Below are 13,900 nucleotides of genomic sequence, written 5' to 3'. Positions count from 1 at the left end.
ATTAACGGTGACTTTTCACACCTATAGGGAGGCGCTTCGTGATGCCACGGAGCGCCTTCGCGCTGCCGGGGTGCCTTCACCCGAATGGGACGCGCGCCTGTTGGCCGCCCACCTCATCCACTGCGGGCACATGGACATCCCCCTCGACGAGCAACCGATCCCCGGTTTTGACGTGGCCTATGGGGCGTTGGTGGGGCGTCGTGAAGCGCGCGAACCACTCCAGCACATCCTGGGCGTCGCGTGGTTCGGTCCTCTCGAACTCGAGGTCGGCCCGGGCGTGTTCATTCCACGCCCGGAGACGGAGGTGCTCGCCGACTGGGGAGTTAAGTTTCTTAGGAAACTTAACTCGTCGGGGTCAAAGGAATTTAACTCGTTGGAATCTCCCCGTGTCGTGGACTTGTGCGCTGGGTCCGGAGCGCTCGCGCTCTACGTTGCGCACTACGTGCCACAGGCCGAGGTGTGGGCGGTGGAGCTTGCCGACGCCTCCCTGGCCTACACCCGCCGCAACGCCGCGACCGCAGTGCACGGCGGGGCGGGAACCGTACACGTGGTCCAAGGGGATGTCACCGAGGCGGACCTCTTGCCGGAGCTGCACGGCAGCGTCGACCTCGTGCTGACGAATCCGCCATATGTGCCGGAAACCCCGGACCTGGAACCGGAGGTCTACCAGGATCCTCACGAGGCAGTGTTCGGGGGAGTAGATGGCATGGAAACCATCAACGCGATGATCCCGACCATCGCTGCGCTGCTGCGCCCCGGTGGCCGCGTGGGCATCGAGCACGACGACGACACCTCCGAGCTGGTGCAAGAAGCCCTGCGCGCGCATGGAGGATTTAGCCACATCGAGGTGCTCAAGGATCTCACTGGCACCGCCCGCTTTGTCACGGCACAGCGGGGAGTACAGTAGATTGGTCGAAGATTGGTCGACAAGCCGACACGAACGGGATTAAAGGAGAGACCAATGCAGGGACAGATTTATAACTGTGCGGACGCCGCCGAGCGCGAAGAAGGAATGGCCTTTGCCGTCAAGGCAGCCAAGTCGGGGCGGCTTGTAGTGATGCCCACCGATACGCTCTACGGGCTGGGCTGCGATGCCTTTGATAACGACGCCGTGGCTAGCCTGCTGGCCACCAAGCACCGCGGCCCAGACATGCCGGTACCGGTGCTCGTGGGCTCCTGGGATACCGTCAAAGGTCTTGTCGCGTCGTTGGATGATACCGCCCAAACGCTGATCGAGGCCTTCTGGCCGGGCGGACTATCCATCGTCGTCCCGCAGGCGCCTTCGCTTCCGTGGAACTTGGGAGATACCCGCGGCACGGTGATGCTGCGCATGCCGCTGCACCCCATCGCCATCGAGCTCCTGCGCGAGGTCGGCCCCATGGCGGTGTCCTCCGCGAATATCTCTGGCCAAACCCCACCCACCACGGCGATTGCCGCCAAGCAGCAGCTGGGTAAGGCCGTCACCGTCTACCTCGACGGGGGAGAAGCAGAGGTAGGAAAGCCATCCACCATTATCGATCTGTCTGGCTCCCGCCCTTATCTTTTGCGCGAAGGCGCATTGAGCGCTGAGCAGATCGGAGAGGTCATCGGAGTATCCGCAGAGTCCTTGCGCACCCGCCCGGGTGCCCAATCCTCTTAAGGAGACATCAGTGGCTGGAACCGGAGTGCCGCTGCGCGAGCTAGCGTTGGTGATCTTTGTCGCGGCGGCGTTTACCTACCTCACCACCGGACTGGTGCGCACCTTCTTAGTACGCAGCGGCCAGGTGGCGGAGATTCGCCTGCGCGATAGCCACTCCCAGCCCACACCGCAGCTCGGCGGGGTGGCGATGTTCACGGGTTTTGCGGCCGCCGTCTATCTCGCAGGCCAGCTTCCAGCCTTGACTCGCGGCTTTATGCCCGTCACGCCTGAGATGAATGCTGTGCTGTGGTCAGCCGCAGCCATCGTCCTCGTGGGCGTGGTGGATGACTTGGTAGAGCTGAGTGCTCTGGTCAAGCTCATCGGTCAGCTCGTCGCCGCGGCCATCATGAGCGGGTTGGGGTTGACGTGGACGCTTCTCTTCCTGCCTTTTGGCGATGGAACTACGGTCATCCTGGACCAGGTCCAGGGGACACTCTTGACTACGTTCTTTACGGTCCTGCTTATCAATGCCATCAACTTCGTCGACGGGCTCGACGGTTTGGCGGCCGGGCTGGGCATGATCGCCGGCGGCGCCATCTTGGTCTTCTCGCTGACGGTTCTGCACGACCAGGGCGGTGCAGTGTCCGCGTATCCGCCGGCGATTATCGCCGCCGCTCTTGTTGGTGTGTGTGCCGGGTTCCTACCTCACAACTTTGAGCCCTCCCGCATCTTCATGGGGGATAGCGGTGCGATGCTCATTGGTTTGCTCCTTGCGGCGGCGTCGACGTCTGCCTCCGGCAAGATCAACATGTCTTTGTACGGCACCGTGGACATTGTGGCGTTGATGTCACCCGTCATCGTCGTGGTCGCCGCGGTCTTTATTCCAGTCCTGGACCTTGTCTGGGCCGTCATTCGCCGCGTATCGCAGGGGCGCTCGCCTTTCGCTGCGGATAAGGCGCACATTCACCACCGGCTGCTCTCCTTGGGGCACACGCACCGACGCACAGTACTGGTGCTTTATTTATGGGTCTCCGCGGTGGCGTTTGGGGCCGTCTCCTTTTCTATCGTTCCGGCCCCTGCGGCCGTGGCTTTGGCGGTTCTCGCGCTTGGCGTGGCCTTCGGCGTGACCCTGATTCCGCTGCGCCAGGGCAAGATTGGGCGTCGGCCGCGGGCTACCAGTGTGGTGCTGGAAACTGATCCTTCCTGAGGTAGGGTATGGGGCTGTGACTGATTCAACGACCTCCGAAGAGCTTTCGCCCTACGACGATCATCGTCGCCCCCTGAAGCGCGCCCTGCGCCTCGGGGTCATCGGCCTTATCGTCGTAACCATCGCGTCCCTGTCCATCTGGGGTGGCGTTCGCGGAGTGCCCGGAATTTGGGGAGTACTCGTCGGCGCGGCCATCGGCGGCGGCTTCGTGCTCTTTACCGCGGCCTCGGTGCTTATTACCGCACGCACGACACCCTCGACGACGATGGCTGTGGTCCTAGGTGGCTGGTTGCTTAAGGTCGTCATCCTCATCATGGTGTTGTTGCTGATCAAGGACCTAGAGTTCTACGACACGATGGCTCTCTTCGTCACCGTCCTCCTGGCGCTGGCGGTGACGTTGGGAACTGAGGTATGGGGTGTGGTCACCTCCAACGTGACCTACGTGTCTTAGCCTTTCTCGACCTTTTTCAGTGAGCCACTGCTCCCGGTGACCCCGGGAGGGTGGCTTTTTGTGTAGCGAAATGACGCCGCTTCGGGCGCTCATTACCCCCGTCAAGGTGGGAAAACGCGGGTGTGTGACCAAATACACTTAGTAGGGTTTTGGCAGAATGTGGGCGTTTTATGCGGCCGCACGGCGCTGGGCTGTGCCTTTAGGTTCACAACGCTGCCCCCACGTGCGAAAACTTGAGGGCGAACTGATAGCATTCTCTTCGGGTTACCGCGGGTTAGCGTCATGCTATCCCGAAAAAGTACGGTTTATCCTTGCCCTGTTTACGCTGATGTGCGACGGAGTCCGTGAGCAGGGCAAAGAGCTTGAGACGTCCATCGCACCACATAGCCTTCGACAAGCTGTGTGGCCCGAACACGGGAGAGAACGCTGAGCGTTACGACATTGGCCATGAAGGGTGAGTTTCACGCACCCGAACTGGATCCAGAATTTTTCCCGGGGCACGTAACCGAAGATGGTGGAGTTGTCGATCTTCTTTTCGCCGATTTCGCCAACGGTTGGTTCGCTTTGGATCGCATCATGCTGGTCCGCCTGTTTATGGCGGCTATCTTGGTGCTCCTTTTTGTTGTCGCCTTCAGGAACCCGAAGCTGGTTCCTAAAGGATTGCAGAACGTAGCGGAGCATGCGATTGACTTCGTACGAATTCACATCGCAGAAGACATTTTGGGCCGTAAGGAAGGACGTCGTTTCCTTCCGATCCTGGCCACGATCTTCTTCGGTGTTTTGTTCTGGAACGTAGCAACTATTGTTCCAGCCCTAAACATCTCTCCGAATGCTCGTATTGGTATGCCAATCGTGCTGGCAGTCGTTGCGTACATCGCCATGATTTACGCCGGCGCAAAGCGCTTTGGCTTCGGCAAGTTCGTCAAGTCCTCGGTGGTTATCCCTAACCTTCCGCCGTTGCTGCACGTGCTTGTTGTACCGATTGAGGCTTTCTCTACGTTTGTCATGCGTCCAGTCACGCTGGCTCTTCGTCTTATGGCGAACTTCCTGGCTGGCCACCTCATTTTGGTCCTGTTGTACTCGGCAACGAACTTCTTCTTCTTCCAGTTCAACGGTTGGACCGCACTGAGTGGCCTCACTCTGGTCGCAGCGGTTCTGTTCACGCTGTACGAAATTATCGTCATCTTCCTGCAGGCATACATTTTCGCCCTGCTGACGGCGGTATACATCGAACTGTCGCTGCATGCAGATTCGCACTAACAACAACGCGAACCTCGCGGTTAACTAAATACCCCAGAAATCACCACTTCCCCCGCGGAACAATTCGCGGGAAAACATTGAAAGGGAACGACTTTCATCATGAACGAAATCATTCTTGCTCAGGCTGCTGACGAGTCCACCCTCAAGGGCCTCGGCGCTATCGGCTACGGCATCGCAACCATCGGCCCGGGTCTGGGCATCGGTATCCTCGTCGGCAAGACCGTCGAGGGCATGGCTCGCCAGCCGGAGATGGCCGGCCAGCTGCGTACCACCATGTTCCTGGGTATCGCCTTCGTTGAGGCCCTGGCACTTATCGGCCTCGTTGCAGGCTTCCTGTTCTAAAGAGCGCTTTACACAAAGTAAATCGAACTTTAAGAACGGAGCCCCATGAACAACGTCATTTACTGCCTTGCAGCAGAGGGAAGTGAGCACCTGCCGCTGGAGAGCGGCAACTCCATCCTTCTGCCCAAGATGTACGACTTGGTCTGGTCGATCATTCCGTTCGCCATCATCCTGATTGTGTTCTGGAAGCTTGTTCTTCCGGCATACAACAAGATGCTGCAGGAGCGTGAAGACCGGATCGAAGGTGGCCTTAAGCGTGCGGAGGCTCAGCAGGCCGAAGCAAAGGCCGCTCTAGAAAAGTACAATGCTCAGCTCGCTGACGCTCGAGCAGAGGCTGCGGAGATCCGCGAGCAGGCGCGCGAGCGCGGCAAGCTGATCGAGGCAGAGGCTAAGGAAGCTGCAGAGGAAGAGTCTCGTCGCATCCTGACCGCCGGCGAGAAGCAGCTTGAAGCTTCTCGTGCACAGGTCGTGTCTGAGCTGCGTTCCGACATCGGACAGAACTCCATCAACCTGGCAGAGAAGCTGCTCGGCGGCGAACTTTCGGACGCCACCAAGCAGTCCTCCACGATTGATAACTTCCTGTCCGAGCTCGACACTGTGGCACCGGCCGGAAAGTAGGCAACGATGAAGGCAGCTAGCCGCGAAGCACTCGCTACCGTTGAGTCCAAGCTGGATGAGTTCCTCTCCGGCGACCGCTCGGTGGCGACTGCTACCCAGGCAGGCCAGGACCTCTTCGAGGTTGTCCGCGTCCTCGACGGTGACCGCGAACTGCGTGTCGCGCTGACCGACGACGCCGCTACCTCCGAGGAGCGCAAGTCCCTGGCCCAGACCCTTTTCGGCGGAAAGGTCACCCCGGTTGCACTCCAAGTGCTGCAGGAGGCCGCCGCCGCACAGTGGTCGACGCCGCGTGATATCGCCCGTGGCCTCATCATCCTCGGCCGCCGCGCACTGCTGCGTGGCGCTGAGTTTGAGGGCAAGCTGGGCCAGGTGGAAGACGAGCTCTTCTCCCTGTCGCGCGTGCTTGACCGCGAAGGCGAACTGACCCAGCTGCTTTCAGACCGTACTGCTACGTCCGATCGTAAGGTCGGGCTGCTGGCAAGCGTGCTCTACGGCAAGGTCACGATGGTTACTGAGGCGCTCGCGCTGCAGGCCATTGGCCGCCCGGAGCAGAACCCGATTGATGATCTCGCCGGTTTGGCGGACACCGCAGCCAAGCTGCAGGGCCGTACCATCGCGCGAGTGACCACCGCGGGTGAGCTGAACGATAGCCAGCGGGCAGCACTCGCTGAAAAGCTGGGCAAAATTTATGGTCGTGCGATGTCCATCCACTCTGAGGTTGACACCAGCCTCCTCGGTGGTATGACCATCCGCGTCGGCGACGAAGTCATCGATGGCTCGACGGCAGGCAAGATTGCTCGCCTTCGTGCGCAGATGGCATAAGCCGAAACGACAGAAACGATTAAGTAATTGCTGGAAGATACTACCGAGAGCAGGAAGAACATGGCGGAGCTGACGATCTCCTCCGACGAGATCCGTAGCGCGATTGCGAACTACACCTCGAGCTACTCCGCGGAGGCCTCCCGTGAGGAGGTCGGCGTGGTCATTTCGGCAGCTGACGGTATTGCGCAGGTTTCGGGCCTGCCGTCCGTCATGGCGAATGAGCTGCTCGAGTTCCCCGGCGGCGTGATTGGCGTCGCACAGAACCTTGACACCAACTCCATCGGTGTCGTGGTCTTGGGCAACTTCGAGTCGCTTAAAGAAGGCGACGAGGTCAAGAGGACCGGCGAGGTTCTCTCCATCCCTGTGGGCGAGGAATTCCTCGGCCGCGTAATTAACCCCCTGGGCCAGCCGATCGACGGCATGGGCCCGATCACCGCTGAAGAGGACCGCGTCCTCGAGCTGCAGGCACCGTCCGTGCTGCAGCGTCAGCCGGTGGAAGAGCCGATGCAGACCGGCATCAAGGCTATTGACGCGATGACCCCGATTGGTCGCGGTCAGCGTCAGTTGATCATTGGTGACCGTAAGACGGGTAAGACCGCTGTCTGTATCGACACCATCCTGAACCAGAAGGCTAACTGGGAATCTGGCGACAAGAACAAGCAGGTCCGCTGCATCTACGTCGCCATCGGCCAGAAGGGCTCCACCATTGCTGGTGTGCGCCACACCCTGGAGCAGCACGGCGCACTGGAGTACACCACCATCGTGGCGGCTCCGGCATCCGACGCCGCCGGCTTCAAGTGGCTGGCACCGTTCTCCGGTGCAGCTCTGGGTCAGCACTGGATGTACCAGGGCAACCACGTGCTGATCATTTACGATGATCTGACCAAGCAGGCTGAGGCCTACCGTGCGATTTCCCTTCTTCTGCGCCGTCCGCCGGGCCGCGAGGCTTACCCGGGCGACGTCTTCTACCTCCACTCCCGTCTGCTGGAGCGCGCTGCGAAGCTCTCCGACGACATGGGTGCAGGTTCCATGACCGCACTGCCGATCATCGAGACCAAGGCGAACGACGTCTCCGCCTTCATTCCGACCAACGTTATTTCTATTACCGACGGCCAGGTCTTCCTGGAGTCCGACCTGTTCAACCAGGGCGTCCGTCCGGCAATTAACGTCGGTGTGTCGGTCTCCCGTGTTGGTGGTGCCGCACAGACCAAGGGTATGAAGAAGGTCGCCGGTAACCTGCGTCTTGAGCTGGCTGCCTACCGTGATCTGCAGGCCTTCGCGGCCTTCGCATCCGACCTGGATCCGGCCTCCAAGGCTCAGCTGGAGCGCGGTGAGCGTCTCGTCGAGCTGCTCAAGCAGTCCGAGTCCTCCCCGCAGCCTGTCGAGTACCAGATGGTGTCCATCTTCCTCGCAGACCAGGGCATCTTCGACGTCGTTCCCGTCGAGGACGTACGCCGCTTCGAGAAGGAGCTGCACGATCACCTCAACTCTGCAACCCCGCAGGTGTTCGAGCAGATCCAGGGCGGTACCGCTCTGACCGACGAGTCCAAGGATGCACTTGTTGCAGCTGCTAAGGACTTCATTCCGTCCTTCCGCACGACCGAGGGCAACAACCTCGGCACCGAGGCACCGGTTGACCCGCTCGCCGCGGATGACGTGAATAAGACCGAGCTCAACGTCTCCCGCAAGACGGCCAAATAGAGTTTCGCACGCTCTAAGAATTAACCGTCTAGATAAAGAAGGGAGGAGCGAACACCATGGCTAATCTTCGTGAACTGCGTGACCGTATCCGGTCCGTCAATTCCACCAAGAAGATCACCAAGGCACAGGAGCTCATTGCTACCTCGCGCATTACCAAGGCTCAGGCCAGGGTAGAGGCGTCCCAGCCTTATGCACGTGAACTGTCCAACGTGCTCAACAAGCTGGCGGCGCACACGTCCCTGGATCACCCGATGCTCCGGGAACGCGAAGATGCAAAGGTGGCCGCCATTCTCGTGGTCTCTTCGGACCGCGGTATGTGCGGTGGCTACAACAACAACATCTTCAAGAAGGCGGCCGAGCTGGAAGCCCTGCTCAAGAGTGAGGGTTTCGAGACCGTCCGCTACGTGACCGGCAACAAGGGCGTTGGCTTCTACAAGTTCCGTGAGGCCGAGGTCGCAGGCAGCTGGACTGGATTCTCGCAGGATCCGACCTGGGAGAAGACGCACGACGTGCGTCGCCACATCATCGACGGCTTCGTTGCCGGTTCGAATGGCCAGGCCAAGACCCGCGAGGGTATTCACGTGGAGGGCGAGACCGTTCGCGGTTTCGACCAGGTCCACGTTGTGTACACCGAGTTCGAGTCCATGCTGACCCAGACCGCGCGTGTGCAGCAGCTGCTGCCGGTGGTACCGGTTATCGAGGAAGAGGACTACAACATGGGTGAGTCCGCGCTTTCCGACGCCGAGCCGAACAATCAGATCACTCCTGATTACGACTTCGAGCCGGATGCGGACACCCTCATGGACGCACTGCTTCCGCAGTACGTGTCCCGCCTCCTGTTTGCGATGTTCTTGGAGTCCTCGGCCTCCGAGTCCGCCGCACGCCGTACCGCAATGAAGTCTGCAACTGACAACGCAACCGAGCTGGTCAAGGACCTCTCGCGCGTGGCCAACCAGGCCCGTCAGGCGCAGATTACCCAAGAAATCACAGAGATCGTCGGTGGCGCTGGGGCGCTCGCCGAAAGCGCAGAAAGTGACTAGATTATGACTACAGCTCTGCAAGAGCAGAACACACAGTCGTCGGCTACCGCCGGCCGTGTGGTGCGTGTCATCGGTCCGGTCGTCGACGTGGAGTTTCCGCGTGGCGGGCTGCCGGCACTGTACAACGCACTGACCGTCGAGGTTTCCCTCGAGGCTGTTGCAAAGACCGTCACCCTTGAGGTCGCTCAGCACCTCGGTGACAACCTCGTCCGTGCCGTGTCCATGGCTCCGACCGACGGCCTCGTCCGCGGTGCAGCCGTGACCGACACCGGCAAGCCGATTTCCGTCCCGGTGGGCGATGTGGTCAAGGGCCACGTCTTCAACGCCCTCGGTGACTGCCTTGACCAGCCGGGTCTGGGCCGCGACGGCGAGCAGTGGGGCATCCACCGCGAGCCGCCGGCATTCGACCAGCTGGAGGGTAAGACCGAGATCCTGGAGACCGGTATTAAGGTCATCGACCTGCTGACCCCGTACGTGAAGGGCGGCAAGATCGGCCTCTTCGGTGGTGCAGGTGTGGGTAAGACCGTTCTTATCCAGGAGATGATTACTCGTATCGCACGCGAGTTCTCCGGTACCTCCGTCTTCGCCGGCGTCGGCGAGCGCACCCGTGAGGGCACCGACCTCTTCCTCGAGATGGAGGAGATGGGCGTTCTTCAAGACACCGCACTTGTCTTCGGCCAGATGGATGAGCCGCCAGGAGTCCGTATGCGCGTGGCTCTGTCCGGCCTGACCATGGCGGAGTACTTCCGCGATGTTCAGAACCAGGACGTGCTGCTGTTCATCGACAACATCTTCCGTTTCACCCAGGCCGGTTCTGAGGTTTCGACCCTGCTGGGCCGTATGCCTTCCGCCGTGGGTTACCAGCCGACTCTGGCTGATGAGATGGGTGTGCTGCAGGAGCGTATTACCTCCACCAAGGGTAAGTCCATTACCTCCCTGCAGGCCGTGTACGTGCCGGCCGATGACTACACCGACCCGGCTCCGGCGACCACCTTCGCCCACCTCGATGCCACCACCGAGTTGGACCGCGGTATTGCTTCGAAGGGTATTTACCCGGCAGTGAACCCGCTGACCTCTACCTCTCGTATTCTGGAGCCGTCCATCGTGGGCGAGCGCCACTACGAGGTGGCACAGCGTGTCATCGGTATCCTGCAGAAGAACAAGGAGCTCCAGGACATCATCGCCATCCTTGGTATGGACGAGCTGTCTGAGGAAGACAAGATCACCGTTCAGCGTGCTCGCCGCATCGAGCGCTTCCTTGGCCAGAACTTCTTCGTCGCAGAAAAGTTCACCGGCCTGCCGGGCTCCTACGTGCCGCTGGCCGATACCATCGATGCTTTCGAGCGCATCTGCAACGGCGAATTCGACCACTACCCGGAGCAGGCCTTCAACGGCCTGGGTGGCTTGGACGACGTCGAGGCTGCGTACAAGAAGCTGACCGAGAAGAAGTAGGGAGAGGCACATGGCTGACATCACCGCCGAATTGGTTTCCGTCGAGCGCCTGCTGTGGACCGGAAAGGCCACCATGGTGACGGCTGAAACCACCGAGGGTGAGATCGGCGTGCTTCCTGGCCATGAGCCCATGGTTGGTCAGTTGATCGACAATGGCGTAGTGACCATCCACCCGGCCGACGGCGAGCGTCGCGTCGCCGCTGTCCAGGGTGGCTTCCTCTCCGTGTCCGAGAACAAGATCACCGTCCTCGCCGATTGGGCCATCTGGGCCTCGGAGGTCGATGAAGCACAGGCACAGGAAGACCTGAAGTCTGAGCGCGAGCTGACGAGGTCCCGTGGCGATGCCGCATTGCGCGCCGCCCGCCGCTTCAACAGCTAACGGATGAGCGGAGAGGGAAACGACGGGCAGCAATGACCGCCCTTCCCACTCTCACCTAGGAACCCCACCCCCTCGCTAAGAGGGGGTGGGGTTCCTTCGTGATCTGCGCCAAAGGTCAAGCAAGGACTAGCATTGTTTCCTCCGCGAGCGGTAGAATCAACGCAACGTTTCTTACTCGCGGTGAAGGAAATCAACCCATGAACTCTCAGGTGCTCCAAGGGCTATCTATTCTTTTAGGTCTGTGCGCACTGATTCTTCTGGTTGTCGTCATTCTGGCCGCAGTACGGTTTTTTACGGTGCGTTCCCGCGGAACGGGCATCCTTCTGCGCCGGCTTCCTTCGAAGGACTCCCATACGTGGCGTCATGGCCTCGTGCGCTATGACGGTGAATATATGGAGTACTTCAAGCTTCGCTCCGTATTGCCGCGCGCCAACAAACGCTTTAATCGCCTCGACATCGAACTGGGCAGCACCCGCCCAATGGATGATAACGAGGCTTCTTTTATGCCCTCTGGCCACCAGATCATCCGGATTAGCATCGATGGGCGGGACTATGAGATTGCCTCCGATACGCACGGGATCATGGCCTTGAACGCGTGGGTGGAATCGGCGCCGTCCAAGCGCCAAGAGAAGATGGATTATCACCAGATGCGCCAGCGAGCTACCCGCTTACCAAAGAAGTAGCGCCCAACGATAGGGTAGAGGGCATGCGTGTTGTCATCGCCCAATGCTCCGTAGATTACGTAGGCCGCCTCGACGCCCACCTTCCCATGGCGGACCGTCTCATCCTCATCAAAGCCGATGGTTCGGTGTCCATCCATGCGGATGACCGTGCCTATAAGCCGCTGAACTGGATGACTCCGCCGTGCACCTTTGAGGAGTCGGCGATCGAGGATATCGACGGCGAGGACACAGGAGAGAAGCTGTGGCTGGTAGAAAACCCGAAAGGTGAGCAGCTGCGCATCACTATCGCCCAGATTCACCAGGAGATTGACATGGATCTGGGAGAAGACCCCGGCTTGGTCAAGGATGGCGTGGAAGCCCACTTGCAGGAGCTGTTGGCGGAACACATAGAAACGTTGGGGGAGAAGTACTCGCTGGTGCGCCGCGAGTACCCCACCGCGATTGGTCCGGTAGACATCATGGCCAAGAACTCGAAGAATGAATTCGTGGCGGTCGAGGTCAAGCGCCGCGGCGGAATTGATGGCGTTGAGCAGCTCACGCGCTACCTTGAGTTGCTCAACCGCGACGACTTGCTAGCACCAGTCCACGGTGTGTTCGCAGCGCAGGAAATCAAGCCCCAAGCGCGGACCTTGGCGGAAGACCGTGGTATCCGTTGCGTCGTCCTGGACTACCAAGAGCTGCGCGGCATCGAGTCCAACGAGCTGCGGTTGTTCTAGTGCCGCGCCGCAATCGTAGGATCCGCGAAGAGCCACGGTCACTGCCGCGCGACGGCAGTGCCTTCGTCGGCTCGCAGACGGTACCAGGGCCGAGCTGGACCCATGGCGAGCCTTTCGTTATGAGACACGTCGGCAGCGCGGCCGCTCAGAAGTACTACGTGTGCCCGGGATGCAACCAGAACATACCTCCCGGGGTGGCGCACATCGTGGCGTGGCCGCGGGATACCGGCGGGCGCGCAGATGATCGCCGACACTGGCACCGGCACTGCTGGGAGCGGCGGTAGGATAGCGGGCATGATTGTTGCCTTTTCCGTAGCCCCCTCCGTCGTGGGCGATGAACGCGCTGAGATGTCCGAGGCCGTCGCCGAAGCCGTGCGTGTTGTCCGTGCTTCCGGCTTACCTAATGAGACCAATGCCATGTTTACCCTTGTGGAAGGCGAGTGGGATGAGGTCTTCGCGGTTATCAAGGAAGCCACCAATGCCGTGCGCGCGGTTTCGCCGCGCACGAGCCTGGTGATTAAAGCCGATATCCGCGAAGGCGTGACCGGGCAGATAACCCAAAAAGTAGATTCCGTTAATCGTTACCTGGAGGAGAATAAGTGACCGGACCGTACGTAGGAGGAGCCCTCGACCTGGGTGCTATCAAGCAGCAGGCAGAGGCCAAGGCGAAAGCACAGGAACAGGGTACTACTGGTGCCTCGGCAGGTGTACAGCCCTTCTTTGAGGTCACCGAGCAGAACTTCGAGAATGACTTGGTGCGCCGCTCTGCGGAAGTACCCGTCATCGCCTTGATTGGCTCGCCGCGCTCCCCGGCCTCCGAGCAGCTCAAGAAGGACTTCGAGGAGATGGCGACCGCAGGTGGGCTGAAGTTCATCGTGGGCTATATCAACGCTGATGTTGTGCCCCAGGTGGCGCAGGTCTTCGGCGTACAGAATCTGCCGACCACCGTTGCCATCGCCGCCGGCCAGCCCGTCACCAACTTTGAGGGCGGGCAGCCGCGCGAGAACCTGGAGCAGTGGGTAGCGGCGATCGTCGACAAGCTCGGCCCCCAGCTCAAGGGTTTGCCAGACCAAGATGTAGCGGGGGAGAGCCCAGAGGAAGAAGCAGCAGATCCGCGCCTGGGCCTGGCTGAGGACGCGCTCAACCGTGGCGATTTCGACGCTGCCATCGCTACCTATGAGGAGATTCTGGCCGCTGAGCCGGATAATGCGGAGATTAAGCAGGCGCGTGACACCACTGTGCTGCTCAAGCGCTTGGATCCGGCTAACCGTAGCGAGGACCCCATCGCCGCCGCCGATGCCGCCCCAGAGGACGTGGCAAAGCAGCTCGACGCCGCCGACGCGGAGGTCGTCGCCGGTGCCCCTGACCGAGCTTTCGAGCGCCTCATTGAGGCCATGAAGCGCACCGCTGGGGATGAGAAGGAACAGCTCAAGACCCGCCTCTTGGAGCTCTTTGGTCTCTTTGATTCCGGTGACCCGCGCGTACTGGCCGCACGCACGAAGCTGGCCAGCGCGTTGTATTAAAGACGGCGTAGAAATAGTGCCCAGCTTGTGCCGGGCCCGAGAGCGACCTTCCCGGACTGTCGCGGGCTGGACCCTCAGGATGACTCAG

Annotated in this window: 17 protein-coding genes; all 17 read left to right on the top strand. The window is 60.6% G+C overall.

Features of this window, described 5'->3' with window-relative positions; genetic code table 11:
- The first annotated feature begins 7 nt into the window (after positions 1–7).
- The 17 genes from prmC to HMPREF2760_RS08610 all read left to right on the top strand — a co-directional run bounded on the left by prmC (position 8) and on the right by HMPREF2760_RS08610 (position 13,812).
- Positions 8–907: a peptide chain release factor N(5)-glutamine methyltransferase gene (prmC, locus tag HMPREF2760_RS08685; protein WP_070597074.1), complete on the top strand. Its 900-nt coding sequence runs from the start codon at positions 8–10 to the stop codon at positions 905–907.
- Between the two features lie 54 nt (positions 908–961).
- Positions 962–1,639: an L-threonylcarbamoyladenylate synthase gene (locus HMPREF2760_RS08680; RefSeq protein ID WP_070597073.1), complete on the top strand. Its 678-nt coding sequence runs from the start codon at positions 962–964 to the stop codon at positions 1,637–1,639.
- A gap of 10 nt (positions 1,640–1,649) precedes the next feature.
- Positions 1,650–2,825: an MraY family glycosyltransferase gene (locus HMPREF2760_RS08675; RefSeq protein ID WP_070525174.1), complete on the top strand. Its 1,176-nt coding sequence runs from the start codon at positions 1,650–1,652 to the stop codon at positions 2,823–2,825.
- Positions 2,826–2,841: 16 nt separating this feature from the next.
- Entirely contained in the window at positions 2,842–3,276 is a 435-nt protein-coding gene (locus tag HMPREF2760_RS08670; RefSeq protein WP_070525176.1) for a Cg1360 family ATP-synthase-associated protein, read from the top strand.
- Between the two features lie 447 nt (positions 3,277–3,723).
- Positions 3,724–4,536: a F0F1 ATP synthase subunit A gene (gene atpB, locus HMPREF2760_RS08665; RefSeq protein WP_070525178.1), complete on the top strand. Its 813-nt coding sequence runs from the start codon at positions 3,724–3,726 to the stop codon at positions 4,534–4,536.
- A 99-nt stretch (positions 4,537–4,635) separates the two neighbouring features.
- Positions 4,636–4,878, top strand: coding sequence for an ATP synthase F0 subunit C (locus tag HMPREF2760_RS08660; RefSeq protein ID WP_010187073.1), 243 nt, complete (start codon positions 4,636–4,638; stop codon positions 4,876–4,878).
- Between the two features lie 45 nt (positions 4,879–4,923).
- Positions 4,924–5,496, top strand: coding sequence for a F0F1 ATP synthase subunit B (locus tag HMPREF2760_RS08655; RefSeq protein WP_070597072.1), 573 nt, complete (start codon positions 4,924–4,926; stop codon positions 5,494–5,496).
- A gap of 6 nt (positions 5,497–5,502) precedes the next feature.
- Positions 5,503–6,318 carry a F0F1 ATP synthase subunit delta gene (locus HMPREF2760_RS08650; RefSeq protein WP_070563259.1) on the top strand — a complete coding sequence of 272 codons (816 nt, stop codon included), beginning with the start codon at positions 5,503–5,505 and terminating at the stop codon, positions 6,316–6,318.
- 60 nt (positions 6,319–6,378) lie between these two features.
- The gene (atpA, locus tag HMPREF2760_RS08645; RefSeq protein ID WP_070528750.1) at positions 6,379–8,019 is read left to right on the top strand and encodes a F0F1 ATP synthase subunit alpha; all 1,641 of its coding nucleotides are present in this window, start codon (positions 6,379–6,381) and stop codon (positions 8,017–8,019) included.
- A gap of 56 nt (positions 8,020–8,075) precedes the next feature.
- On the top strand, positions 8,076–9,059 hold the full coding sequence (locus tag HMPREF2760_RS08640) for a F0F1 ATP synthase subunit gamma (RefSeq protein ID WP_070531166.1): 984 nt from the start codon (positions 8,076–8,078) through the stop codon (positions 9,057–9,059).
- A gap of 3 nt (positions 9,060–9,062) precedes the next feature.
- On the top strand, positions 9,063–10,511 hold the full coding sequence (atpD, locus tag HMPREF2760_RS08635; RefSeq protein ID WP_070528745.1) for a F0F1 ATP synthase subunit beta: 1,449 nt from the start codon (positions 9,063–9,065) through the stop codon (positions 10,509–10,511).
- A gap of 10 nt (positions 10,512–10,521) precedes the next feature.
- The gene (locus HMPREF2760_RS08630; protein WP_046648936.1) at positions 10,522–10,890 is read left to right on the top strand and encodes a F0F1 ATP synthase subunit epsilon; all 369 of its coding nucleotides are present in this window, start codon (positions 10,522–10,524) and stop codon (positions 10,888–10,890) included.
- 197 nt (positions 10,891–11,087) lie between these two features.
- Entirely contained in the window at positions 11,088–11,573 is a 486-nt protein-coding gene (locus HMPREF2760_RS08625; RefSeq protein ID WP_070597071.1) for a DUF2550 domain-containing protein, read from the top strand.
- Positions 11,574–11,596: 23 nt separating this feature from the next.
- Positions 11,597–12,289: an endonuclease NucS gene (nucS, locus tag HMPREF2760_RS08620; RefSeq protein WP_010187052.1), complete on the top strand. Its 693-nt coding sequence runs from the start codon at positions 11,597–11,599 to the stop codon at positions 12,287–12,289.
- On the top strand, positions 12,289–12,573 hold the full coding sequence (locus HMPREF2760_RS13080; RefSeq protein WP_083304502.1) for a hypothetical protein: 285 nt from the start codon (positions 12,289–12,291) through the stop codon (positions 12,571–12,573). Before nucS ends, HMPREF2760_RS13080 begins: the two co-directional genes overlap by 1 nt.
- Before the next feature lie 10 nt (positions 12,574–12,583).
- Positions 12,584–12,892, top strand: coding sequence for a thiamine-binding protein (locus HMPREF2760_RS08615; RefSeq protein ID WP_070597070.1), 309 nt, complete (start codon positions 12,584–12,586; stop codon positions 12,890–12,892).
- Positions 12,889–13,812: a tetratricopeptide repeat protein gene (locus tag HMPREF2760_RS08610; protein WP_070597069.1), complete on the top strand. Its 924-nt coding sequence runs from the start codon at positions 12,889–12,891 to the stop codon at positions 13,810–13,812. The genes HMPREF2760_RS08615 and HMPREF2760_RS08610 overlap by 4 nt, the downstream gene beginning before the upstream one ends.
- Positions 13,813–13,900 lie beyond the last annotated feature (88 nt).

This window comes from Corynebacterium sp. HMSC065D07 (genome assembly GCF_001810695.1).
Taxonomy (GTDB): Bacteria; Actinomycetota; Actinomycetes; order Mycobacteriales; family Mycobacteriaceae; genus Corynebacterium; species Corynebacterium hesseae.
The sequence above is the reverse complement of the archived record's forward strand: the minus strand, read 5'-3'. Positions and strand labels throughout refer to the sequence as shown.